The 23,125-nt window shown below is 47.6% G+C and carries 23 protein-coding genes; 15 read left to right on the forward strand and 8 right to left on the reverse strand.

From position 1 onward, the window contains the following. Positions 1-187: 187 nt before the first annotated feature. Positions 188-634 (reverse strand): ferric iron uptake transcriptional regulator, encoded by a 447-nt coding sequence (fur, locus tag AACQ93_RS04980; RefSeq protein ID WP_007461712.1) that lies wholly within the window; start codon positions 632-634, stop codon positions 188-190. Between the two features lie 191 nt (positions 635-825). On the opposite strand from fur, the gene AACQ93_RS04985 reads away from it, so the two are divergent. Then, on the forward strand, positions 826-1,335 hold the full coding sequence (locus tag AACQ93_RS04985; protein ID WP_007461714.1) for a DUF4442 domain-containing protein: 510 nt from the start codon (positions 826-828) through the stop codon (positions 1,333-1,335). 45 nt (positions 1,336-1,380) lie between these two features. On the opposite strand, the gene fldA is transcribed toward AACQ93_RS04985, so the two are convergent. From fldA to AACQ93_RS05000, 3 genes are all read right to left on the reverse strand, one after another. Further along, entirely contained in the window at positions 1,381-1,908 is a 528-nt protein-coding gene (gene fldA, locus AACQ93_RS04990) for a flavodoxin FldA (protein ID WP_007461715.1), read from the reverse strand. Positions 1,909-2,176: 268 nt separating this feature from the next. Continuing rightward, entirely contained in the window at positions 2,177-2,398 is a 222-nt protein-coding gene (locus AACQ93_RS04995) for a DUF2788 domain-containing protein (RefSeq protein WP_007461717.1), read from the reverse strand. Positions 2,399-2,471: 73 nt separating this feature from the next. Beyond that, entirely contained in the window at positions 2,472-3,236 is a 765-nt protein-coding gene (locus AACQ93_RS05000) for an alpha/beta fold hydrolase (protein WP_064602605.1), read from the reverse strand. 102 nt (positions 3,237-3,338) lie between these two features. On the opposite strand from AACQ93_RS05000, the gene seqA reads away from it, so the two are divergent. Both seqA and pgm read left to right on the forward strand, forming a co-directional pair. Beyond that, positions 3,339-3,881, forward strand: coding sequence for a replication initiation negative regulator SeqA (gene seqA / locus AACQ93_RS05005; RefSeq protein ID WP_064606504.1), 543 nt, complete (start codon positions 3,339-3,341; stop codon positions 3,879-3,881). Between the two features lie 36 nt (positions 3,882-3,917). Then, on the forward strand, positions 3,918-5,564 hold the full coding sequence (gene pgm / locus AACQ93_RS05010; RefSeq protein ID WP_064602607.1) for a phosphoglucomutase (alpha-D-glucose-1,6-bisphosphate-dependent): 1,647 nt from the start codon (positions 3,918-3,920) through the stop codon (positions 5,562-5,564). An 81-nt stretch (positions 5,565-5,645) separates the two neighbouring features. Here pgm and AACQ93_RS05015 read toward each other — a convergent pair whose 3' ends face one another. After that, positions 5,646-6,467 (reverse strand): DUF1853 family protein, encoded by an 822-nt coding sequence (locus AACQ93_RS05015; RefSeq protein WP_339367438.1) that lies wholly within the window; start codon positions 6,465-6,467, stop codon positions 5,646-5,648. A gap of 116 nt (positions 6,468-6,583) precedes the next feature. On the opposite strand from AACQ93_RS05015, the gene AACQ93_RS05020 reads away from it, so the two are divergent. After that, the gene (locus AACQ93_RS05020) at positions 6,584-6,790 is read left to right on the forward strand and encodes a DUF2517 family protein (protein ID WP_084418975.1); all 207 of its coding nucleotides are present in this window, start codon (positions 6,584-6,586) and stop codon (positions 6,788-6,790) included. Positions 6,791-6,929: 139 nt separating this feature from the next. Continuing rightward, positions 6,930-7,688, forward strand: coding sequence for a Nif3-like dinuclear metal center hexameric protein (locus AACQ93_RS05025; RefSeq protein WP_064602611.1), 759 nt, complete (start codon positions 6,930-6,932; stop codon positions 7,686-7,688). Positions 7,689-7,767: 79 nt separating this feature from the next. On the opposite strand, the gene AACQ93_RS05030 is transcribed toward AACQ93_RS05025, so the two are convergent. Beyond that, positions 7,768-9,057, reverse strand: a complete 1,290-nt coding sequence (locus tag AACQ93_RS05030; RefSeq protein WP_064602613.1) for a citrate synthase — start codon at positions 9,055-9,057, stop codon at positions 7,768-7,770. A gap of 409 nt (positions 9,058-9,466) precedes the next feature. Between AACQ93_RS05030 and sdhC the strand changes: the two genes are divergently transcribed. From sdhC to sucD, 8 genes are all read left to right on the forward strand, one after another. Next, on the forward strand, positions 9,467-9,847 hold the full coding sequence (sdhC, locus tag AACQ93_RS05035) for a succinate dehydrogenase cytochrome b556 subunit (protein ID WP_036798341.1): 381 nt from the start codon (positions 9,467-9,469) through the stop codon (positions 9,845-9,847). Then, the gene (gene sdhD / locus AACQ93_RS05040) at positions 9,841-10,188 is read left to right on the forward strand and encodes a succinate dehydrogenase, hydrophobic membrane anchor protein (protein ID WP_064602615.1); all 348 of its coding nucleotides are present in this window, start codon (positions 9,841-9,843) and stop codon (positions 10,186-10,188) included. The genes sdhC and sdhD overlap by 7 nt, the downstream gene beginning before the upstream one ends. After that, positions 10,189-11,955, forward strand: a complete 1,767-nt coding sequence (sdhA, locus tag AACQ93_RS05045) for a succinate dehydrogenase flavoprotein subunit (protein WP_064602617.1) — start codon at positions 10,189-10,191, stop codon at positions 11,953-11,955. It begins immediately after the preceding gene. Positions 11,956-11,970: 15 nt separating this feature from the next. Continuing rightward, a complete protein-coding gene (locus tag AACQ93_RS05050; protein WP_064602619.1) occupies positions 11,971-12,684 on the forward strand; it encodes a succinate dehydrogenase iron-sulfur subunit in 714 nt (237 codons plus the stop codon). A 108-nt stretch (positions 12,685-12,792) separates the two neighbouring features. Then, positions 12,793-15,603 (forward strand): 2-oxoglutarate dehydrogenase E1 component, encoded by a 2,811-nt coding sequence (gene sucA, locus AACQ93_RS05055; protein ID WP_064602620.1) that lies wholly within the window; start codon positions 12,793-12,795, stop codon positions 15,601-15,603. A gap of 31 nt (positions 15,604-15,634) precedes the next feature. Further along, positions 15,635-16,855 (forward strand): 2-oxoglutarate dehydrogenase complex dihydrolipoyllysine-residue succinyltransferase, encoded by a 1,221-nt coding sequence (gene odhB / locus AACQ93_RS05060; RefSeq protein ID WP_064602622.1) that lies wholly within the window; start codon positions 15,635-15,637, stop codon positions 16,853-16,855. A 127-nt stretch (positions 16,856-16,982) separates the two neighbouring features. After that, positions 16,983-18,149, forward strand: coding sequence for an ADP-forming succinate--CoA ligase subunit beta (gene sucC, locus AACQ93_RS05065; RefSeq protein WP_007461742.1), 1,167 nt, complete (start codon positions 16,983-16,985; stop codon positions 18,147-18,149). Beyond that, positions 18,149-19,021, forward strand: a complete 873-nt coding sequence (sucD, locus tag AACQ93_RS05070; protein ID WP_064602624.1) for a succinate--CoA ligase subunit alpha — start codon at positions 18,149-18,151, stop codon at positions 19,019-19,021. The genes sucC and sucD overlap by 1 nt, the downstream gene beginning before the upstream one ends. Positions 19,022-19,125: 104 nt before the next feature. On the opposite strand, the gene znuB is transcribed toward sucD, so the two are convergent. After that, positions 19,126-19,911 (reverse strand): zinc ABC transporter permease subunit ZnuB, encoded by a 786-nt coding sequence (gene znuB / locus AACQ93_RS05075; protein WP_007461746.1) that lies wholly within the window; start codon positions 19,909-19,911, stop codon positions 19,126-19,128. Positions 19,912-19,917: 6 nt separating this feature from the next. Further along, complete coding sequence (znuC, locus tag AACQ93_RS05080) at positions 19,918-20,676, reverse strand: zinc ABC transporter ATP-binding protein ZnuC (RefSeq protein WP_064602626.1); 759 nt, start codon at positions 20,674-20,676, stop codon at positions 19,918-19,920. A gap of 92 nt (positions 20,677-20,768) precedes the next feature. On the opposite strand from znuC, the gene znuA reads away from it, so the two are divergent. Then, positions 20,769-21,665, forward strand: a complete 897-nt coding sequence (znuA, locus tag AACQ93_RS05085; RefSeq protein WP_007461750.1) for a zinc ABC transporter substrate-binding protein ZnuA — start codon at positions 20,769-20,771, stop codon at positions 21,663-21,665. Further along, positions 21,665-23,020: a murein DD-endopeptidase MepM gene (gene mepM / locus AACQ93_RS05090; RefSeq protein WP_064602628.1), complete on the forward strand. Its 1,356-nt coding sequence runs from the start codon at positions 21,665-21,667 to the stop codon at positions 23,018-23,020. Before znuA ends, mepM begins: the two co-directional genes overlap by 1 nt. The last annotated feature ends 105 nt before the right edge of the window (positions 23,021-23,125 follow it).

The following is a 23,125-nucleotide window of genomic DNA, read 5'->3' on the forward strand; positions in this document are numbered from 1 at the left end:
AATTGTGAGCAAAACCGGACTGATAAAAAAGCCAGATTAATTCTGGCTTTTTTTATGCGTGATTGTTTTCGATAAGATTATTCTTCAGTTTGGTATAACAAAAAAACCAGCCATTTGGCTGGTTTTTTTACTTAGGGTTGAGCACCTAAGTGATAAGTCGTTAATTTGAAGGTCTGTTGTCAGTTAATTATTTATTATCGTGCAGACTTGGGTCTTCAGTACAGTCACCTTCCATGCAATGACCGTATAGATACAGGCTGTGGTTTGTCAGGCGAACATTGAAGTTAGCTGCAATTTCTTTCTGGCGCTGCTCGATAATTTCATCTGAAAACTCAATTACTTTGCCGCAATCAAGACAAACCAGATGATCGTGATGATGCTGAGTTGCCAACTCAAACACAGACTTACCGCCCTCAAAGTGGTGACGGGTAACAATACCGGCATCATCGAACTGGTTCAGAACACGATAAACTGTCGCCAGGCCAATTTCTTCACCAATATCGATTAATTTCTTATACAAGTCTTCAGCACTAATGTGTTGGCAGTCAGGTTGTTGAAGAACTTCCAGAATCTTAAGGCGCGGAAGTGTAACTTTTAAACCTGCTTGTTTAAGTGCGTGATTATTATCTGACATCCGAGTTTCCTATTGGCTAGCCGCAACAACATGATGCGGTAGTCTTCTCATATAACTTCATTATAAGTGACCACAAGGTAACAATAAACCTTAAAAAACGATGAATCTACCTGATCTGTAACTTTTCTTTATTTTGCAGGTTTGTTATAAAAATGTACAGTATGCGTGTTGTAACATAACAAGGGGAGGTTATGGAGAACCAATTTTATCGTCCGGGTTTGCTCCGTTTTGCCCTGAATATGTGGCCGCCGTTTTGGGGAGCCGGTATTAAAGTAGAGAGCATTTCTGAAGACTACCGACGGGTAAGGTTGCGTCTGAAACTCAGGTGGTGGAACAGGAACCCTTACCGAACCCAATTCGGTGGCAGTATATTTTCTCTGACAGATCCTATTTATACCTTGATGCTTATGGGGATATTAGGGGATGAATATTATGTTTGGGATAAACAGGCTGAGATTAGTTTTATTAAGCCGGGTGATACAGATCTGACGGCTGACTTTATCTTGTCTGACGAAACTGTACAGGAAATCAAACAGGCTACCGTCAATGGCGAGAAATACTTGCCTGAGTTTATTGTTAATGTGATGAACGACAGGGGAGAGGCCGTTTCAAGAGTTCGAAGAGTGCTATATGTGAGAAAGAAGCCTCAGCACAGGCAGCAGGCATGGTTTGATGAGATTGGCGATTATGATTCAAAATAAAAACGCGCCCTGAGGCGCGTTTTTAAATGCTGAAAAAGAGAAGGATTAGTCTTCCAGCTCAGACAGACACATTTCTTCGTAGACTTGCTTAACCCACTTTTCAACGCGTTCTTCAGTCAGTTCTGGCTGACGGTCTTCGTCGACACAGAGGCCAACAAAGTGGTTGTCATCAACTAGTGCTTTAGAAGCTTCAAACTCAAAGCCTTCAGTCGAGAAGTGACCGATGATAGTTGCGCCACGACCTTCTACGATCTCGCGTAGAGTGCCCATTGCGTCACAGAAGTACTCTGCGTAGTCTTCCTGATCACCACAACCGAAGATTGCTACCAGCTTGGTTGAGAAATCGATGTTTTCCAGTTCAGGGAAGAAGTCATCCCAGTCGCACTGTGCTTCACCGTAATACCAGGTTGGGATACCCAGGATCAGCAGGTCAAAATTGTCGATATCTTCTTTGCTGCTTTTCGCGATATCTTTTACTTCAACCAGGTGTTTACCCAGTTGTTTTTGAATCATTTTAGCGACAGCTTCTGTGTTACCAGTGTCGCTACCAAAGAAGAGTCCTACACTCGCCATAGTAGAGATTACCTGTATTTAGTTGTTGACCGTCACCTCTATTGGTAACGGTATACAAAAATCCTGTCAGGGGAATACCCTGAGTTTCAATGACATTTAATTCGATCTACGAGTTTAACTAAGCGAGAGATCGAATGCGCTTAACCTGGTGCTGTTTTTTAATGTGCACAAAGTTTTTGCGCGGTGTTCAGGCATCATGTTCTTCATGTGATTACTGACATGAAGCTCAATGGCTGCTGAAGCTAACTTCTGATGCCTGAAAGACATGTTAACCGATCCCGGCTCCTTCCCAACTGAGTTGGATCAGACCCTTGGCTACAAAACCGGCACAGCCGAGAAAAAGAACCAGCCAGACGATTTTACGGCCAAAAGGTGGCACATTGCCCTGCTTCAGAACATCTTTAATGGCCATGCCAATAAAGAAAAAAATGGCAGCAAACAGCAAGTCCAGCCCAATCGATTCAAGCAACTCCATATGCTCGTATAGCATTTCAGCCTCCTTACCGCGGTCGAAACCGAGCCAGTCGCGCACTATAACACAGAGAACAGGCGACTGTTAACGGTTAGGCCGATTGTAAGAAGTTAAGAATAATACGATTTACGGTTTCCGGTTTTTCTGCATGAAGCCAGTGGCCGGTGTTGGCTACCATATGGGCCTTGGCGGCCGGGAATTGGCGGGCGATAGGTTCGCGGTGTTCTGGCTGGATGTACTCTGAATTCTGGCCTTTGATAAAAAGGGTTTTGCCGTGAAATGCCGGGATTTCTTCCCAACCCATAATAGTGTCGTAATTGGCAATCAGGCCTTCAACATTGAAACGCCAGTCATAGCCGGTATCGGTTTTCGCAAATGATTTGAGCAGGAACTGGCGAACGCCGGGTTCAACAACATGTTGGGCGAGATAGCTTTCGGCTTCTTTTCGGTTGTTGATGCTCTGCCTGGCGACTTCCTGGAGCCCTGCGAACACATTTTGGTGGCGGTGAACGTGATAATGTACCGGCGCCATATCAAGTACTATCAGGTGGTTTAGTCTGTTTGTAACCACCTGTGTCATCGCCATGGCCACTTTTCCGCCCATAGAATGACCAATCAGTGAGAAGCGTTCTATATCACATTGATCGATCACTTTGACGACATCAGAAGCCATTTCATGATAGGTAAAGGTTTCGGTGTGAGGGGATCGTCCGTGGTTACGAAGATCAATGCTGATGACTTTGTATTTATCTTTCAATGCTCTGGCGATAAGGCCTAAATTGTCGGCGCTGCCGAACAGGCCGTGGATCAAAATGATCGCATCGCCTTGTCCTTCCACTTGATAATGAAGATTCACTGACTATTTTCTCTTGTTGATAACGCTTTACCGTAGAGTATAACCTCGGATCACGTTATAATCTCACGGTGATTTTCAAACGGAACGATAATGAACACTACGATGAAGAGTATTGAGGTAGACGAAGAGCTATATCGTTATATCGCCAGCCAAACCCAGCATATTGGTGAGAGCGCATCTGACATTTTGCGCCGCTTGCTTATGATGCCGGATCAAACCTCAGCACAGCCGGAAGTTGTGATGCCTGTGCGTCCAAAGGGTGTTGTGGTAAGTAAAGACGCGGGTAACGTGGTTAAAGTGGATCGTGTTAAGGAAATGCGATCTGTGCTGATTTCTGATGAGTTTGCTGCTCAGGAAAAGGCGATCGGCCGATTTATGCTGATCCTGTCCTCGCTCTATCGTATCGATCCGGAAAGCTTTACTGATGCCACGGCAATTAAAGGTCGTACACGCGTATACTTTGCCAAGGATGAAGATACCTTGTTGGCAAGTGGTAAAACGACTAAGCCTAAAGCCATTCCTCACACCCCATTCTGGGTGATCACCAATACGAATACCGATCGCAAACGCCAGATGGTAGAGCAACTGATGACCAAGATGGGCTTCGGTGCGGATATCGTTGAAAAAGTTTGCGGCGAAATTTAATCGGCTATATGCCTCACAATTTACAAGGATAAGTTAATGGCGATCCATCCTCGTGCTGGGCAGCGTGCCCAGCAAGAAGATATGCACAACATTCCCGCACTGGTTGCGAACTATTTCCTGATTGAGCCGAGTGCTTCTGAACCACAGCAGCGAGTTGCCTTTGGTACTTCTGGTCACCGTGGTACGGCTGATAAGGGAACATTTAACCAGCACCATATCTGGGCTATTGCTCAGGCTGTTGCGGAAGTTCGTGCCGCTAACGGTGTTACAGGTCCGCTATTCTTGGGTAAAGATACCCACGCATTGTCTGAGCCTGCATTCACGTCAACACTTGAAGTGCTGGTTGCGAACAATGTGAAAGTTGTTATTCAGAAAGATCGTGGTTATACACCGACACCGGGTATTTCTCACTCTATTCTTTGCTACAACTGTGCCAATGAAGATAAGGCTGACGGTATTGTAATCACGCCTTCTCACAACCCGCCTCAGGATGGTGGTATCAAGTACAATCCAGTACATGGTGGCCCGGCTGAAGGTGAGCTGACATCAGCTATCGAAAAACGCGCGAACGAAATCATTGCCAACGGTATGGTAGATGTTAAGCGTGTATCTATTCAGGATGCTTTTGCCAGCGAGCTGGTACAGGAGCATGATCTGGTTGCACCGTATGTTGATGATCTGGTGAATGTCATTGATATGGCAGCGATCCAGAAAGCCAACCTGAAAATTGGTGTCGATCCGCTGGGTGGTTCTGGTATCGAATACTGGCGCCAAATTGCCAGCCATTACGGTCTGGATCTGACTCTGGTTGATGAGTCTATTGATCCGTCTTTCCGTTTCATGTCTCTTGATAAAGACGGCGTGGTTCGTATGGACTGTTCATCACCTTACGCAATGGCTGGTCTGCTGGCTCACAAAGACAAGTACGATCTTGCCTTTGGTAATGACCCTGATTACGACCGCCACGGCATTGTTACTCCGGCTGGTCTGATGAATCCTAACCACTTCCTGGCAGTGTGCATTGATTATCTTTACCGTCACCGTCCTGACTGGAGTCAGGACGTTGCTGTTGGTAAAACGCTGGTTTCCAGCGCCTTGATCGATCGCGTTGTTGCTGAGCTTGGTCGTGAGCTGTGTGAAGTACCGGTTGGTTTCAAATGGTTTGTTGATGGCCTTTACTCCGGCAAACTGGGCTTTGGCGGTGAAGAAAGTGCCGGTGCATCTTTCTTGCGTATGGATGGCACACCATGGTCAACAGACAAAGACGGCATTTTGCTGTGTCTGCTTGCTGCCGAAATCACTGCAGTTACGGGTAAGAACCCACAGCAGTACTACGAAGAGTTGGCTGCTAAGCACGGTGCATCTGAGTACAACCGTCTTCAGGCTGTTGCGAATGGTGAGCAGAAAGCGGTACTTAGCAAGCTGTCGCCTGAAATGGTTGCTGCGGAAACGCTGGCTGGTGATCCAATCACAGCCCGTTTGACCCATGCACCGGGCAACGGTGCAGCAATTGGTGGCCTGAAAGTAACCACTGAAAATGGCTGGTTTGCTGCTCGTCCGTCAGGTACTGAAGAAATCTATAAGATTTACTGTGAAAGCTTCAAGGGTAAGGATCACCTTGCTCTGATTGAAAAAGAAGCACAGGAAATCGTAAGTAAAGTCTTCTCGGATGCTGGCTTGTAAGGTTTAATTACCATCGATTGAAGCATCAATTAATTAAAACGCCCCGATTTGAATAATATCAAGTCGGGGCGTTTTTTGATGTTATTTATAGTTGCTTTGATTATGTGGCCAGTCATCTGGCATGATGAACCAGATCCTGTTATCAGGATCAACTGCCTGAACCGGCGTACTAATTGGGGCGGGGAGCTGTGTCATTTCCAGGGCATGATAGGCTGGCGGGCTGATCCAGTTTTCTTTGCCAATGCATTTTAGTGGCAGTTCCTTGGTCTCAGAACGATAGCCCCATAATCCGGTAAATGCCTTGGGGTTTAGCTGTATATCAGAACCAGGGCTAGAACCATAAGCATTGTTATGTACCGGGTAGAAAAGACGCCCTTGCATGATCAGTCGCTTTTTAGTCGGTTGACCATATCTTTCCGCCAGTTGTGATTGGTATGCTGGATGTTCACATAACCTTAGCTGGTGGTCGAGCATGCGCTGAATTTTCTTATCCAGATTATCTTTGGCATTGGGACCGGGCCAGGACCGTTGATACGCAAGGTAGAACTTAATCGCAACTTCCCAGTGTTCCAGTTCTCCGCTCATTAGGTTTCGGACCAGAAAATCAATGGCTCCCACTGTTTGTTTTTGCCATTGAAGCTGGATTTCTTCAGCAACCAGTTCATAGTCCGGGTGAGCCTTTATCAGCTGTTTCCAGAGCCACTGATAATAAAAGCCAAGCCTCCGGTTGCCCTGATAACCTGATGGGGCAGGGATGGTAGCTCTGCGACGAAATTGACTTAACCAGTCGTCATCTGCCGCAAAGGGAGCACTGTCAAAAAGTAGGGGACAGTGGAGGATGGATATAAAATCAGTTGTATATTGTTGGGGCTTTGTTTCTGTCATGTAAACAAAAGGAATCAAAGGATATTAATTTAGCTATGTAGTTCAAACTTGGGTGAAAAACAAGCTTTATGGTATAGAGACACAGGATGTCATCAATTAGAGTGTTTGCAGGTTAGACCAGTTTTGGAGGTCTTATGTATACACCATTCTCTGTTCCTCGCATTATTCTACGTCGTAGCTTGGCTATTCTTGTCGGCGTGTTTGCCTTTCCCGTCATGGTATGCCTGCCCGTTTCAACACGGTCAAAATTTTATAGCTATCTGCATCGATATTGGCTAAAAATCAGTGATAAGCCTGTTTGGTTACAGCAGGCGGAATCCTGGACCAAAGAGTTAACCTGACGGCTCCCAGTGCAAATAATTAAAGGGTTTTACTGCTGTCATCGTCTTGTTTAATGGTGATAATTTCCGGTTTGATTCTGTCAGTTGGTATAGAATAACGCTAACCGTAATACCCTGAATGGTATAAAAGGAAGCGAAAATGAATAACCTAAAACTGGAAGCCGTACTCAACGAGCTGCTGAGTCCTCACCTGATCAAAGACTATTGCCCGAATGGTTTGCAGGTTGAAGGTAAGTCCGAAGTTAAGAAAATTATTACTGGTGTTACGGCATGCCAGGCTTTGATAGAACGCGCTATCGAAGAAAAGGCAGATGCGCTGCTTGTTCATCATGGTTTCTTCTGGAAAGGGGAGCCGGCGGAAATTCGCGGCATGAAATTTCGTCGAATTAAGGCATTGATTGAAAACGGTATTAATTTGTACGCCTATCACCTGCCATTGGATGTTCATCCGCGCCTTGGTAATAACGCTAAGCTGGCTGAACTGATGGAAATTGAAGTATTGGGTGGTCTTGAAGCCGGTAATCCAAATTCTGTCTCTGTCTATGGTCAGTTTGAGCAACCGCTGACAGGTGAAGAGCTGGCATCCCGTTTATCTATTGCGCTGCATCGTGAGCCGCTGCATATCGGCGATAATGCGCCAGCAGAGATCAAAACGGTGGGTTGGTGTACAGGTGGCGGTCAGGATTTTATTGAGCTGGCTGCGCAAAAAGGCCTTGATGCATTTATCTCCGGTGAGATTTCAGAGCGTACTGTGCATACTGCTCGTGAGTTGGGGATCCATTACTTCAGTGCCGGACATCATGCTACTGAACGCTATGGTGTGAAATCGTTAGGTGAGTGGCTGGCTCAGGAGCACGATTTCGACGTCACTTTCATCGATATTGATAATCCAGTATAACGGTTACTGCTGATTGGAAATAAAAAGGTTGAGCATTGCAGCTCAACCTTTTTGGTTTAATGCTTAAGGTACGTTAGTTTTACTCACGTTCGTGAATTGGCTGGAAGTCTCGTTGCTTGTAGCCAGTGTATAGCTGACGAGGACGACCGATACGGTTATGCGGATCGTTGTGCATTTCGTTCCAGTGGGCAATCCAGCCAATAGTACGGGACATGGCAAAGATCACGGTAAACATAGATACCGGAATACCAATCGCTTTCAGGATGATACCTGAGTAGAAATCGACATTCGGATACAGTTTCTTGTCGATGAAGTACTCATCTGAAAGGGCAATACGCTCAAGCTCCATTGCCACATCCAGCAGTGGATCCTGAATGTTCAGCTCCTCCAGAACGTCATGGCAAGCTTCGCGCATCACGGTCGCTCTTGGGTCATAGTTCTTGTAAACACGGTGACCGAAGCCCATCAGGCGGAATGGGTCATCTTTGTCTTTCGCTCGTTCAATGAATTCTGGGATTTTGTCTACAGAACCAATTTCTTCAAGCATCTTCAAGCATGCTTCGTTGGCACCACCGTGTGCCGGCCCCCAAAGTGAAGCAATACCAGCTGCAATACAGGCAAACGGGTTTGCACCGGAAGAGCCTGCAAGTCGTACTGTCGAGGTTGATGCATTCTGCTCGTGATCGGCGTGCAAAGTAAAAATCTTATCCATTGCACGGGCAACAACCGGGCTGACCTCATACTCTTCACACGGGGTTGCAAACATCATATGCAGGAAGTTCTCTGCATAATCAAGGTCATTGCGCGGGAAGATAAATGGCTGACCGATTGAGTATTTGTAACACATCGCAGCCAGTGTCGGCATTTTTGACAACAGACGGAATGCCGTGATCTCACGATGGGTATCGTTATTGATATCCAGAGAGTCGTGATAGAAAGCAGCCAGTGCACCAACTACACCACACATAATTGCCATTGGGTGAGCATCGCGGCGGAAGCCGTGGAAGAAGCTGGCAATTTGTTCATGGACCATAGTGTGGCGGGTGACCGTAGTCCTGAATGTCTCGTATTGCTCACGAGTTGGTACTTCGCCGTATAGAAGGATGTAACAGACTTCCAAGTAATCAGCATTATTGGCTAACTGGTCGATCGGATAACCGCGGTGTAGCAGGATACCTTTATCACCATCAATGTAAGTAATTTGAGATTCACATGATGCAGTAGCCATAAATCCAGGGTCGAATGTGAAGTAACCGTTGGCGCCAAGTTTGCGCACGTCAATTACTTCAGGACCTTGTGTGCCCCCGAGAATCGGCAGTTCGACTGGCGCTTTCCCTTCAAGATGAAGAGTCGCTTTCTTGTCTGCCATAACAATCTCCTTTGCTTTTATAGTCCTGATCCAAAAACGGATGTTTAAATGTTGTACCGTTAGGTGGCCCGTTTGTCAATTTTTGTGCCGTTATGTGTGCGCTTGTTAATAAGAGTGTGTGAAAATCTGAAAAGTTCCCAAATCGTGTTAGAGGTCATGTTACAAGGTTTGTAATTGGTTGTTACGGGGCGTATACTCGCGACAGGCCTCTGGTTCTGTCGTTGCCAGAATCCAATGTTTAAGTTATTAACAATATTAAGCACTTAGCCGCGGTAATGTTTCACGGCTCAAAAAAAACATTATCGCAACGAAAAGTTGCAAAATTGTTTAATTGGATGACGAGGGTTAGCACGGAACCGGAGAGATCAATAAGAATAAATGCTTCAATGGAGCTGAGTGGGCAAATACCGTGAAAGTAAATAAGCCAAGACCTGTCAACCTCGACCTGCAGACGATTCGCTTTCCTTTGACTGCGATAGCGTCAATCCTACACCGTGTATCGGGCGTCATTACGTTCATTTCTGTTGCAATATTACTTTGGTTATTAGGCCTGTCCCTGTCTTCCCCGGAAGGTTTCGCAAGTGCTGCCAGCATTGTTGACAGCTTCTTCGTGAAATTTGTGCTCTGGGGTGTGCTGACGGCTCTTTTCTACCACATTGTGGTGGGGATACGTCATTTACTGATGGATATGGGATATTTCGAAGAAATGGAAACCGGCATTGCGAGTGCGAAAATTAGTTTCGTGATCGTTGGTGTGCTTTCCCTCTTTGCTGGAGGCTTAGTATGGTAAACAACGTATCAACAGTTGGCCGTAATGGTGTTCATGACTTCATTCTTGTACGTGCAACCGCAGTAATTCTTACCCTTTACACCATTTATATGGTCGGATTTTTCACTTTCGGCCCTGACCTTAACTACGAAACATGGACGGCATTTTTCGGCAAGCTGAGCACTAAAGTGTTTACTATGCTGGCACTGCTTTCGGTGCTGATCCACGCATGGATTGGTTTATGGCAGGTATTGACCGATTACATTAAACCCGCGGCGATTAGGGCATTGATCCAGTTTGCTGTGGTAACCGTTTTATTTGTTTACCTGTTTTCTGGTTTCTTTATTGTGTGGGGTGCGTAAGTGAGCATTGCAGTTCGTGAATTTGATGCCGTAGTAATCGGTGCTGGTGGTGCTGGCATGCGTGCCGCACTTCAAATTTCTGAGCAGGGCCTGAAGTGTGCCTTGCTGTCTAAAGTTTTCCCGACCCGTTCTCATACCGTATCGGCTCAGGGCGGTATTACAGTTGCGCTGGGGAATTCCCATCCGGATAACTGGCAGTGGCATATGTACGATACAGTCAAAGGTTCTGACTATATCGGTGATCAGAATGCTATCGAGTACATGTGTAAGAATGGGCCGAAGTCAGTTATTGAGCTGGAGAAAATGGGACTGCCGTTTTCGCGCTTTGATAATGGCTCTATTTATCAACGCCCTTTTGGTGGACAGTCTAAAGAGTTTGGCGGCGAGCAGGCGGCTCGTACAGCCGCTGCTGCTGACCGTACAGGTCATGCCTTATTACACACCTTGTATCAGCAGAATATTAAGCACCAGACGACGATTTTCTCTGAGTGGTATGCCTTGGACCTGGTGAAAAACCAGGATGGTGCAATTTTAGGTTGTACCGCCATATGTATGGAAACCGGTGAGCTTTGCTATTTCAAGTCTAAAGCGACGATTCTGGCAACCGGTGGTGCAGGTCGTATTTATGCTTCGACAACCAATGCTCATATTAATACCGGTGACGGTGTCGGAATGGCGTTACGTGCCGGCGTACCGATGCAGGATATGGAAATGTGGCAGTTCCACCCGACAGGTATTGCCGGAGCCGGGGTACTGGTAACAGAAGGTTGTCGTGGTGAAGGTGGTTACCTGCTTAATAAAGATGGTGAACGCTTCATGGAGCGTTATGCACCGAATGCGAAGGATTTGGCTGGCCGTGATGTTGTTGCCCGTTCCATGATGGTTGAAATCCGCGAAGGCCGTGGTTGTGATGGCCCGTGGGGACCTCATATCAAACTGAAGTTGGATCACCTTGGTAAAGATGTACTTGAATCCCGCCTGCCGGGTATTTGTGAGCTTTCCCGTACCTTTGCCCATGTTGATCCGGTGAAAGAGCCTATCCCAGTTATACCTACCTGCCACTATATGATGGGCGGTGTACCGACTCAGGTATCCGGTCAGGCGATTAAACAGAATGAAGCCGGTCAGGATGTCGAAGTACAGGGGCTGTTCGCCTGTGGTGAAATTGCATCAGTATCTGTGCACGGTGCCAACCGTTTGGGCGGTAACTCGCTGCTTGATCTGGTGGTATTTGGTCGTGCGACAGGTTTGCATCTTGGCGAAACGCTGCTGGCTCAGGCTGAAGCACGTCCGGCGACAGAGTTAGACATAGAAGCATCGCTTGCCCGTCTTAACCGCTGGAACAATACCCAGAAGGGTGAAGACCCGGTCCAAATTCGAAAAGACCTGCAAACCTGTATGCAGAATAACTTTTCAGTATTCCGTGAAGGCGAAGCTATGGCGACAGGACTTGAAGAGCTTAAGGTCATCCGCGAGCGCTTGAAAGAAGCACGACTGGACGACACGTCGACCGAGTTTAATACCCAGCGTATCGAATGCTTGGAGCTGGATAACCTGATGGAAACGGCTTATGCCACAGCAGTGGCGGCAAACTACCGGACAGAGAGCCGTGGTGCCCATGCCCGTTTCGACTTCCCTGAACGCGATGACGAACAATGGCTGTGTCACTCTATTTACAACCCAGAGACAGAAGAAATGTCGAAGCGTGATGTGAATATGGCGCCGATTTATCGTGAGGCATTTCCGCCTAAAGCGCGTACTTACTAAGGGGAGGAAGGGATTATGAAACTGAATTTCTCGATTTACCGTTACAACCCTGATGTAGATAACGCGCCGCACATGAAAGGTTACACCCTTGAAGTGCCTGATGGTTCCGACATGATGGTACTTGATGCCCTGATCTTGCTGAAAGAGCAGGACCCGACTCTGGCATTTCGCCGCTCATGCCGGGAAGGTGTTTGCGGTTCAGACGGTATTAATATGAATGGTAAAAATGGTTTGGCGTGTATTACACCGCTTTCAGCCCTCACCGGCGAGAAAACCATTGTACTGCGTCCTTTGCCCGGACTGCCGGTGATCCGTGATTTGATCATCGACATGGAACAGTTCTATACCAACTATGCCAAAGTAAAACCGTTCCTGATTAATGACGGTGCTCAGCCGCCAGCGCGTGAAAACTTACAGTCGCCGGAAGAGCGAGCGCATTTGGATGGCCTGTACGAATGCATTATGTGTGCCTGCTGCTCAACGTCCTGCCCGTCATTCTGGTGGAACCCGGATAAATTCATTGGTCCGGCTGGCTTGTTAGCTGCGTATCGTTGGCTAATTGACAGTCGTGATACTGCAACCGATGAACGATTGTCCGATCTCGACGACGCTTTTAGTGTTTTTCGTTGCCATGGCATCATGAACTGTGTAAATGTTTGTCCTAAAGGGTTAAATCCAACAAAAGCGATTGGTCACATTAAGTCTATGTTGCTAAAGCGCGCAGTATAATTAATAGAATTATCGATATGCTGACTCCAGGCTCGCAACCGGAGTCAGCCTCAATGGCCGGTCATAAGACCGGTGCAAATGGCGATAACTAGTGGTTAAGGGAAAACAATGCAGAACGGCGTTATGAAGGCATGGCTTGAGTCTTCACACCTGGCTGGCGCCAATGCAACTTATGTAGAGGATCTCTACGAGTTGTATCTTAGCGACCCAGAATTAGTTAACGAAGAGTGGCGTCATGTATTTGATGACCTGCCTGTCGTGAGTGAAGCTGTTGTTGAACAGCCACACTCGCGTGTACGTGACTATTTCCGTCGGCTCGCAAAAGAAACAACCCATCTAAGTGCTACCGTCAGCGATCCGGATGTTGATGCCAAGCAGGTTAAGGTATTGCAGCTTATCAACGCATACCGTTTCCGTGGTCATCAACATGCAAATCTAGATCCGCTGGGGTTGTGGCAGCAGGATCGAGTATCTGATCTCGATCCTGAGTTCCATAACCTGACAGCAGATGATTTTGATCAGGACTTCAATGTGGGTTCTTTTGCCATTGGCCAGGAAACCATGAAGCTCTCTGAAATCTTCAATGCACTGAAAAAAACCTACTGTGGTTCTATCGGTGCGGAGTATATGCACATAACTGACACTGATGAGAAGCGTTGGATTCAGCAGCGTCTTGAATCAGTTGTCGGTAAAGGAACGTTTACTAAAGAAGAAAAGATCAACTTTCTTGATGAGCTAACTGCGGCCGAAGGCCTTGAACGTTATCTTGGCGCAAAATTCCCCGGTGCCAAGCGCTTCTCTCTCGAAGGCGGCGATGCGCTCATTCCGATGGTTAAAGAGTTGATACGTCACGCCGGTACGAACGGTGTCCGTGAAGTGGTTGTCGGTATGGCACACCGCGGTCGCCTGAATATGCTGGTTAACGTGCTCGGCAAGAAACCGCAGGATCTGTTTGATGAGTTCGCCGGTAAGCATGACGAAACCTGGGGTACAGGTGACGTGAAATATCACCAGGGCTTCTCGGCAGACTTTGCGACACCAGGTGGTGATGTGCATTTGGCGTTGGCATTCAACCCATCACACCTTGAGATTGTAAACCCGGTGGTTATGGGCTCGGTCCGCGCCCGCCAAGACCGTCTGGAAGATAAAGACGGTTCTCTGGTATTACCGATCACCATTCATGGTGACTCGGCGGTGGCAGGCCAGGGGGTTGTCGCAGAAACCTTTAACATGTCGCAGGCGCGAGGTTATCGTGTCGGAGGTACAGTCCGCATTGTGGTGAACAACCAGATTGGTTTCACGACATCTAACCCGAACGATACCCGTTCTACTCAGTACTGTACTGATATCGCGAAAATGGTTCAGGCCCCAATCTTCCATGTTAATGCTGATGATCCGGAAGCAGTTGCTTTCGTTACTCGCATTGCGATGGATTTCCGCAATACATTTAAGCGCGACGTTGTTATTGATCTGGTTTGTTACCGTCGTCATGGGCACAACGAAGCGGATGAGCCGAATGCGACTCAGCCTCTGATGTACCAGAAAATCAAGAAGCATCCGACACCGCGTAAGCTGTATGCTGATGCCTTGACTGATGAAGGTACTGTCGATCTGGAAACCGCAACAGGCCTGATCAACGAATACCGTGATGCTTTGGATCATGGTGAATGTGTGGTCAAAGAGTGGCGTCCGATGAAGCTTCACTCCGTCGACTGGGCTCCGTACTTGGGGCACGACTGGAATGAAGAGTGGCCGAACACGATTGAGCGGCCTCGTCTGCTTGAACTGGCACAGCGAGTTTGTCAGCATCCGGACAGCCATAAACTGCAAAGTCGTGTTCAGAAGCTGTACAACGATCGACAGGCGATGATTGTTGGTAATAAGCCTGTTGACTGGGGTATGGCCGAAATACTGGCTTACGCGACATTGGTTGATGAAAACAAGCGTATCCGAATTACAGGTCAGGATTCAGGCCGTGGTACTTTCTTCCACCGTCATGCGGTCCTGCATAATCAGGCCGATGCCAGCACCTATGTACCGCTGGCGAACATCCATGATAAGCAGGGCTCATTCCAGGTCTTTGACTCGGTACTATCTGAAGAAGCGGTACTGGCTTTTGAATACGGTTATGCAACTGCAGAGCCGGGCGGTCTGACGGTTTGGGAAGCCCAGTTCGGTGATTTTGCCAATGGTGCCCAGGTGGTGATTGACCAGTTCATTAGTTCTGGTGAGCAGAAGTGGGGCCGTATGTGTGGTCTGACAATGCTGCTGCCACATGGCTATGAAGGTCAGGGACCAGAGCACTCATCAGCTCGCCTTGAGCGTTATCTTCAGCTTTGTGCCGAGCAGAACATGCAGGTGGTGATCCCGTCGAATCCGGCTCAGGTTTATCACATGCTGCGTCGTCAGGTACTGCGTCCGATGCGTCGTCCGCTGATTGTCATGTCACCGAAGTCGCTGCTGCGCCATCCGTTATGTGTATCAACAATGGATGAACTGTCAGACGGCAACTTCCAGCCAGCTATCGGTGAGATTGATGATCTTGACCCGAAACAGGTTAAACGCGTTGTGCTGTGTTCAGGTAAAGTCTACTACGACTTGCTGGAGCAGCGCCGTAAGAATGAGCAGGTTGATGTGGCCATTGTTCGTATTGAACAGATTTACCCATTCCCTAAAGAAGATGTTGAAGCTGCATTAGCGAATTATCAGCACGTTTCTGATTTCGTCTGGTGTCAGGAAGAACCGCAAAACCAAGGAGCCTGGTATTCAAGCCAGCACAACTTCCGTGCTGCGTTGCCTAAAGGCGCTGAGTTAAATTATGCGGGTCGTCCGGCATCTGCATCACCGGCTGTAGGTTACATGTCGGTTCACTTGAAACAACAGAAAGCGCTTGTCGATGCTGCGCTTACAATAGATTAATAAGAACTGGAACAAAAAGGACAAAGCCGATATGACGATCGAAATTCTGGTTCCCGATTTACCTGAATCAGTTGCTGATGCGACAGTGGCTACTTGGCACAAACAGCCAGGTGATACCGTTACACGTGATGAAGTTCTGGTTGATATCGAAACAGACAAAGTGGTGCTGGAAGTACCTGCACCAGAAGATGGCATTCTTGAGTCTATCCTTGAGGATGAAGGTACAACGGTTTTAACTAAGCAGCTTATTGGTAAGATCAAGACTGGTGCTGTTGCCGGTGAGCCGACAGCTGACGTGCCTGCTGAAGCAGAGGCATCGCCAACTAAGCGTACAACAGCTTCTCTAAGTGAAGAGACCAGTGAGGCTCTGAGTCCTGCTGTACGTCGCCTGCTGGGTGAGCACAGTATCAGCCCTTCAGATGTGAAAGGTACGGGTGTTGGTGGTCGCATTACACGTGAAGACGTTGACGCTTACTTGAAAGAAGTGAAGACAAAAGCACCGGAAGCGCCTGCTCCTGTTGCGGAAGCCAAAGTTGAAGCGCCGCTTGCTCATCGTAGCCAGAAGCGTGTTCCTATGACCCGCCTGCGTAAGCGTGTAGCTGAGCGTCTGCTGGAAGCGAAAAACAGCACAGCTATGCTGACAACGTTTAACGAAGTGAACATGAAGCCAATCATGGATCTTCGTAAGCAGTACAAAGACATCTTTGAAGAGCGCCACGGAATCCGCCTTGGCTTTATGTCTTTTTATGTTAAAGCTGTGGTTGAAGCGCTGAAACGCTATCCTGAAGTTAATGCGTCAATTGATGGCGATGATATCGTTTACCACAACTTCTTCGATGTCAGTATTGCTGTATCGACACCACGCGGCCTGGTTACTCCGGTTCTGCGTGATTGCGACAAGCTGAGCCTGGCTGAAATCGAGAAAGGTATTCGGGATCTTGCGATTAAAGGACGTGACGGCAAGCTGACTGTCGATGAGCTGACCGGCGGTAACTTCACCATTACCAATGGTGGTGTGTTTGGCTCCCTGATGTCTACCCCAATCATCAACCCGCCTCAGTCGGCTATTCTGGGCATGCATAAGATCCAGGACCGTCCGATGGCGGTTGATGGTAAAGTTGAAATCCTGCCGATGATGTACCTGGCCCTGTCTTATGACCACCGTTTGGTTGATGGTCGTGAGTCAGTGGGTTACTTGGTCACCATCAAAGAACTTCTTGAAGATCCTACTCGTCTGTTACTGGACGTTTAATTTCGGGCCAAGCCGGGCTGGCTCGGCCCGGCATAAATTGGTTCCGACTTTCACTGACGCGGAAATACCATAGTATTTCAGATGGATATAACAAGTCCCCAAGGGATATGAGAACGGATGGAACATAATGAATCTGCACGAATATCAGGCAAAACAGCTATTTGCTGAATACGGTTTGCCAGTTCCGGAAGGCTACGCTTGTGATACCCCACAAGAAGCGGCTGAAGCCGCAGGGAAAATTGGTAGTGATAAGTGGGTTGTAAAATGTCAGGTTCACGCCGGTGGCCGTGGTAAAGCGGGTGGTGTTGAGCTGCATGATACAAAGGAAGGAATCAAAGAATTTGCGCAGAAGTGGCTGGGTAAAAACCTGGTGACTTATCAGACTGATGCCAACGGTCAGCCTGTTGCGAAAATTCTTGTTGAAGAAGCGTCAAACATCGCCAACGAACTCTATTTGGGTGCGGTTGTAGATCGTGCATCCCGACGTATTGTTTTCATGGCTTCAACCGAAGGCGGTGTTGAAATTGAGAAGGTGGCTGAAGAGACACCTGAGCTTATCCATAAAGCCGCGATTGATCCGCTGGTGGGGCCTCAGCCTTATCAGGGGCGTGAACTGGCCTTTAAACTGGGGCTGGAAGGCGAGCAGATCAAGCAGTTCACCAAAATATTCCTGGGGCTTGGCACCATGTTCAGTGATTATGATCTTGCCTTGCTTGAAATCAATCCGTTGGTGATCACGGGTGACGGTAACCTGCTGTGCCTGGACGGTAAGATTAATATTGACTCCAATGCCTTGTACCGCCAACCGAAATTGCGTGAAATGCACGACCCTTCACAGGAAGATGAGCGTGAAGCGCATGCTGCCCAGTGGGAACTTAACTATGTTGCGCTGGACGGCAGTATCGGTTGTATGGTCAACGGTGCCGGTTTAGCGATGGGCACAATGGACATCGTTAATCTCTATGGTGGTCAGCCTGCTAACTTCCTCGATGTTGGTGGTGGTGCAACCAAAGAGCGTGTCACCGAAGCATTTAAGATCATTCTGTCAGATAGCAATGTTAAAGCTGTGCTGGTCAATATTTTCGGCGGTATCGTGCGTTGTGATTTAATTGCTGAAGGTATTATCGGTGCGGTTGAAGAAGTTGGCGTTGAAGTGCCGGTTGTTGTTCGTCTCGAAGGTAACAACGCAGTGCTGGGGGCAGAAACTCTGGCGAAGAGTGGTCTGAATATCATTGCTGCGACTTCCCTGACTGAAGCTGCGGAAAAAGTGGTTGCTGCAGCGGAGGGTAAATAATGTCTGTTCTAATTAATAAAGATACTAAAGTCATTTGCCAGGGATTCACTGGCGGTCAGGGTACTTTCCATTCCGAGCAGGCCATTGAGTACGGTACACAAATGGTCGGTGGTGTGTCTCCGGGTAAAGGCGGAACGGCACATCTTGGTTTGCCTGTGTTTAACACCGTTCGCGAAGCCGTTGAAGCAACTGGTGCGACAGCGACTGTGATCTATGTTCCGGCACCTTTTTGTAAGGATGCCATCCTGGAAGCCATTGATGCAGGTATTGAGCTCATCGTCACCATCACCGAAGGTATTCCGACACTGGACATGCTGGAAGTGAAAATCCGCCTAGATGAAACCGGTGTTCGCATGATCGGCCCTAACTGTCCGGGGGTGATCACGCCAGATGAATGTAAGATCGGTATTATGCCAGGTCATATTCACCGTCCGGGTAAAGTCGGTATTGTTTCCCGTTCAGGTACGCTGACTTATGAAGCGGTGAAACAGACCACGGATGAAGGCTTTGGTCAGTCAACTTGTGTTGGTATTGGTGGTGACCCGATCCCTGGTTCAAACTTTATTGATGTTCTGGCAATGTTCGAAAATGATCCCGCTACGGAAGCGATTGTGATGATCGGTGAGATTGGCGGTACGGCGGAAGAAGAAGCAGCCGCTTATATCAAAGAGCATGTCACTAAGCCTGTGGTTTCTTATATTGCCGGTGTTACCGCTCCTCCGGGTAAGCGCATGGGCCATGCCGGCGCTATTATCTCTGGTGGTAAAGGTACTGCAGAAGATAAGTTTGCAGCTCTTGAAGCGGCAGGTGTGAGAACCGTCAAGAGCTTGGCTGAAATTGGTAAAGCTTTGCGCGAAGTGACCGGTTGGTAATACCGACCTGAGAAGGTTGATTTAAGTATTAAAAACCCGCCTTTATGTACTTTATATGAAGGCGGGTTTTCTTTTGTGTCTTAGTTTGTCCGTGCAGTGATTATTTAGCTTTCAGCTCGCTTGAGCTGGCTGAGCATAAAGATAGCTGCTGCCGAAACGACCACAGAAGGGCCTGCTGGGGTGTCGTAATGCCACGACATTGCAAGGCCGAGCATAACGGCAATTGCGCCAATGACAGATGCAAGGCCTGCCATGAATTCCGGACTTTGAGAGAAGCGTCGTGCTGTCGCTGCCGGGATAATCAGCAGTGAGGTAATGATAAGGGCACCGACAAACTTCATTGCGACAGCAATCACCAGGCCGACCATCAGCATTAGGATCAAACGCATAAATTCAACGTTCACTCCCTCAACTTGAGCCAGTTCTTCATTGATTGTCATCGACAGTAACGGACGCCACAGAGCGACCAGCAGCGCAAGAACAATAAACCCGCCGCCATAAATCCACATGATGTCTTGAGTAGTAACAGCCAGCAGATCACCGAACAAATAGGCCATTAAATCGATACGTACATTATCAAGAAAACTGACGGCAACCATACCCAGTGACAGGGCACTATGTGACAGTATGCCTAGCAGCGTATCTGTGGCGATGTATTTTTGCTTTTGCAGGCTGACCAGAATCACGGCAATAGACAGGCAGCAGATAATCAAGGCCAGGTTCAGGTTAATGTTAAACAGAAAGCCCAACGCAATACCCAGCAGAGAAGCATGGGAGAGGGTATCGCCGAAATACGCCATTTTTCGCCAGACAATAAAAGAGCCAAGCGGTCCTGCCAGCGCTGCAATACCAATACCGGCAATCAGGGCCGGAAGAATAAATTCAAGCATGATTTGTTATTTTTCCTGGTGGTGTTGGCAAGGACCTACCGGGTTGCCGGCCAGGTTGTGTTCGTGATTATGATGGTGGTGATATAGTGCCAGCTGCTCACTTTGTTGTTGACCAAATAGAGCGACATAAGACGGATGACTGGTAATTGCTTCCGGCTCGCCTGAGCAGCAAACATGATGGTGCAGGCAAATGACATGATCGGTTTTGGCCATGACTAAGTGCAGATCGTGTGAAACCATCAAAATTGCGCAATTCAGCTTATCGCGAAGCGATTGGATCAGGCTGTAGAGTTCAAGCTGGCCATTCACATCGACACCCTGAACTGGCTCATCAAGCACCAGCACATCCGGAGATTGAAGCAGAGCCCGAGCCAGCAGTACACGCTGCATTTCCCCGCCGGACAGCGAGTGCATGTTGCTGTGATGCAGGTGTGCGCCACCTACCAGATTTAAAGCGTTAGTTCTGTCGCTTTCAGAATAACGGCCAGCCAGTCGTAAGAAGCGATCAACCGTGAGCGGTAACGCTGAGTTCAACTGGAGCTTCTGCGGAACATAACCGATCCGGACTCCTTTCTGGCGAATAACCTTCCCTGATGTTGGTTTGCGAAGACCGGTAATTACTTTTACCAGTGTTGATTTACCCGCGCCGTTTGGACCAATCAAAGTCGTGATTTGGCCTCGTTCAAGTTTTATTGATACTTGATCGAGCACGTGACGCTCCCCGAAGGTAACGGTAACAGTTTGTAGTTCAACTAGGGTTGTCATAAAAAAGTGCTTAAGGTATTTGCCAAACTGAGATGTTATAATATAACATTCTCAGCCCGGTTTTGTAATTAATTATTATTTCGGAAAATATTATGCGCCGATTGTTTCTTTGTTGCAGCTCTTTAGCTTTACTTTTTTCATCTTATCTTTCAGCCAGCGAGTTAAACGTGGTTACAACAGTAAAACCACTGAATTTAATTGTTCAGGAGCTGACTGACGGTATCGCTCAGACTGAATATTTGTTGCCACCAGGGACATCTCCGCATGATTATGCGCTTCGTCCGTCAGATGTCAAAAAGCTACGTGATGCAGATCTGGTTGTTTGGGGCGGCCCTGAGCTAGAAATGTTCCTTACTAAGATTCTGGAAAATAAGAAAAACAGTCTAGCTATAACGAAGCAGCACGCCATTGATTTCCGCCATTATGAGCATGGTGCGGAGATCCACCATGGTGACCATACTCACAGCCATGATGGCGTTGATCCACACTTTTGGCTGGGTCCAAAGCAATCGGTCCAAGTTGCGCAGGTGATCACGGAAGCCTTGATTCAGCTGGATCCATTGAATAAAAATCGATATAAAGATAACCTTTCACAGTTCGCTTCAAATGTGGAAAAAGCAGTTGATGAACTCAATGCGGAACTCAAACCGTTAGCAGATCGTGGCTATTACGTTTTCCACGATGCTTACGGCTATTTTGAAGAACAGTTTAAATTAAATAACCTGGGGCATTTTACTGTCGATCCGGATCGCCGTCCGGGCGCGAAAACCCTGGTGACTATTCGACGGTCATTGCAGAACAAGCAGGCACAGTGTGTATTCAGTGAGCCGCAGTTCTCTCCGTCTGTTGTTAAAAGTGTAGTAAGTGGAACTCATGTTAATGTAGGAACCCTTGATCCTATGGCAACGGAGATTGCTGAGGGGAAAGGTGGTTATATTCGATTCCTGCATGAACTGGGACAAAGTTATATTAAGTGTCTTAAACAATAATGAAAAAATTTAAGGTTGCGGTTTTATCTTTAAAACAACTTCCTCGACAGCACAGGATTGCTTTAGTCTCAACTTCATTAATTGTGGCGGCTGCAGTGATGTGGCAGCCGTCATCCCCGTTCAATAAATCTTCATCGTTTTCATCTGACGGGCGGGTTGAAGTTGATATTGCTGTAGATGATTTGGAAGTGCTGTCTGATCAGCACAGTGAGCCTATGGGGGTTGTTCTTGACCCTCATGATCCTGAATTCCTTGCCCCGAAAGATGAGCTTGAACAGCAACTGGAAAATGTTGTTCCTGAAGCTCACAGCCATAAGGTTGCTTCTGGTGAAACGCTGGGGGTAATCTTTTCTCAGTATGCGCTTCCACTTTCAGATATGTATCGCCTGATTGATGTGAATAAATCGATTCAGAACCTTGGCGTTGGCCAGATGCTGGAGTGGGCGTTAAATGATGAAGGGCACGTTGAATCGCTAAGTATCAAGCGTAGCGCAAAGAGAACAGACGTTTATACACTAACGCCACAGGGCTATAAGTATAAAGCTCAAGAAGAGAATGGCGAGATTAAACCGGTTATGCTAACCGGGCGTATTTCAGGTAGTTTCTATCAGTCAGCTCGTTCTGCTGGTTTGTCTCCAAATCAGATTCAAACTCTGGTTCAGGCACTGCAATGGCGTTTTGATTTCGGCCGTGAAGCCCGTAAGGGAGATCGCTTTGCTGTTACTGTGGAACGAGAGTTTATTGATGGTAAGGCCGTCAATCGCGGCGAAGTGAAAGCGCTTTACTATATTAGCGGTAACCGTGAAGTGTTTGTGATGCGCAATGAAGATGGACAGTTTTATGACGCCGAAGGTAAAAGTTTGAACCGTGCGTTACGCCGGATCCCTCTGGCGAAACGCTATCGTATCAGCTCTTCGTTTAATCCAAATCGTAAGCACCCGATCACTAAACGTATTTCGCCGCACAATGGTACAGACTTTGCGACACCAATCGGCACGTCGGTACTGGCTGCCGGTGATGGGGTTGTGGTGAAAGCTCGTAAGCACCGATTAGCGGGTAACTATATTGTGATTAAGCATGGTCGTGAGTACATGACCCGCTACCTGCATTTGCATCGCCTACTGGTTAAGGTGGGTGATAAGGTGAAGATGGGGCAGCGTATTGCCCTGAGTGGTAATACCGGTCGTTCGACCGGGCCGCACCTTCACTATGAGCTGATTAAGAAAAACCGCCCGGTGAATGCGATGAAGGTACCGTTGCCGCAGGCAGAGCCAGTTTCCTCTTCTCAGCGAGGCAAGTTTGTTAAGCTGGCCAGAGATGAGAGACAGAAATTGCTAGCGGTTATGCCGGGTTAACATATCTGTAAAGAAAAAGCGCACGAAAGTGCGCTTTTTTTATATCTGAGTTTTATTACCAGTTGCTGCTTTTGACTTATTTCTTGCTGCTTGGGAATCAATAGG

Source organism: Photobacterium sp. J15 (genome assembly GCF_963870815.1).
GTDB classification, from domain to species: Bacteria; Pseudomonadota; Gammaproteobacteria; order Enterobacterales; family Vibrionaceae; genus Photobacterium; species Photobacterium marinum.

What these genes read in the sequence shown, in the direction of transcription:
- fur (WP_007461712.1), bottom strand. Translation starts at nt 634, where the DNA reads ATGTCAGATAATAATCACGCACTTAAACAAGCAGGTTTAAAAGTTACA.
- AACQ93_RS04985 (WP_007461714.1), top strand. Translation starts at nt 826, where the DNA reads ATGGAGAACCAATTTTATCGTCCGGGTTTGCTCCGTTTTGCCCTGAAT.
- fldA (WP_007461715.1), bottom strand. Translation starts at nt 1,908, where the DNA reads ATGGCGAGTGTAGGACTCTTCTTTGGTAGCGACACTGGTAACACAGAA.
- AACQ93_RS04995 (WP_007461717.1), bottom strand. Translation starts at nt 2,398, where the DNA reads ATGCTATACGAGCATATGGAGTTGCTTGAATCGATTGGGCTGGACTTG.
- seqA (WP_064606504.1), top strand. Translation starts at nt 3,339, where the DNA reads ATGAAGAGTATTGAGGTAGACGAAGAGCTATATCGTTATATCGCCAGC.
- pgm (WP_064602607.1), top strand. Translation starts at nt 3,918, where the DNA reads ATGGCGATCCATCCTCGTGCTGGGCAGCGTGCCCAGCAAGAAGATATG.
- AACQ93_RS05020 (WP_084418975.1), top strand. Translation starts at nt 6,584, where the DNA reads ATGTATACACCATTCTCTGTTCCTCGCATTATTCTACGTCGTAGCTTG.
- AACQ93_RS05025 (WP_064602611.1), top strand. Translation starts at nt 6,930, where the DNA reads ATGAATAACCTAAAACTGGAAGCCGTACTCAACGAGCTGCTGAGTCCT.
- AACQ93_RS05030 (WP_064602613.1), bottom strand. Translation starts at nt 9,057, where the DNA reads ATGGCAGACAAGAAAGCGACTCTTCATCTTGAAGGGAAAGCGCCAGTC.
- sdhD (WP_064602615.1), top strand. Translation starts at nt 9,841, where the DNA reads ATGGTAAACAACGTATCAACAGTTGGCCGTAATGGTGTTCATGACTTC.
- AACQ93_RS05050 (WP_064602619.1), top strand. Translation starts at nt 11,971, where the DNA reads ATGAAACTGAATTTCTCGATTTACCGTTACAACCCTGATGTAGATAAC.
- sucA (WP_064602620.1), top strand. Translation starts at nt 12,793, where the DNA reads ATGCAGAACGGCGTTATGAAGGCATGGCTTGAGTCTTCACACCTGGCT.
- odhB (WP_064602622.1), top strand. Translation starts at nt 15,635, where the DNA reads ATGACGATCGAAATTCTGGTTCCCGATTTACCTGAATCAGTTGCTGAT.
- sucC (WP_007461742.1), top strand. Translation starts at nt 16,983, where the DNA reads ATGAATCTGCACGAATATCAGGCAAAACAGCTATTTGCTGAATACGGT.
- sucD (WP_064602624.1), top strand. Translation starts at nt 18,149, where the DNA reads ATGTCTGTTCTAATTAATAAAGATACTAAAGTCATTTGCCAGGGATTC.
- znuB (WP_007461746.1), bottom strand. Translation starts at nt 19,911, where the DNA reads ATGCTTGAATTTATTCTTCCGGCCCTGATTGCCGGTATTGGTATTGCA.
- znuC (WP_064602626.1), bottom strand. Translation starts at nt 20,676, where the DNA reads ATGACAACCCTAGTTGAACTACAAACTGTTACCGTTACCTTCGGGGAG.
- znuA (WP_007461750.1), top strand. Translation starts at nt 20,769, where the DNA reads ATGCGCCGATTGTTTCTTTGTTGCAGCTCTTTAGCTTTACTTTTTTCA.
- mepM (WP_064602628.1), top strand. Translation starts at nt 21,665, where the DNA reads ATGAAAAAATTTAAGGTTGCGGTTTTATCTTTAAAACAACTTCCTCGA.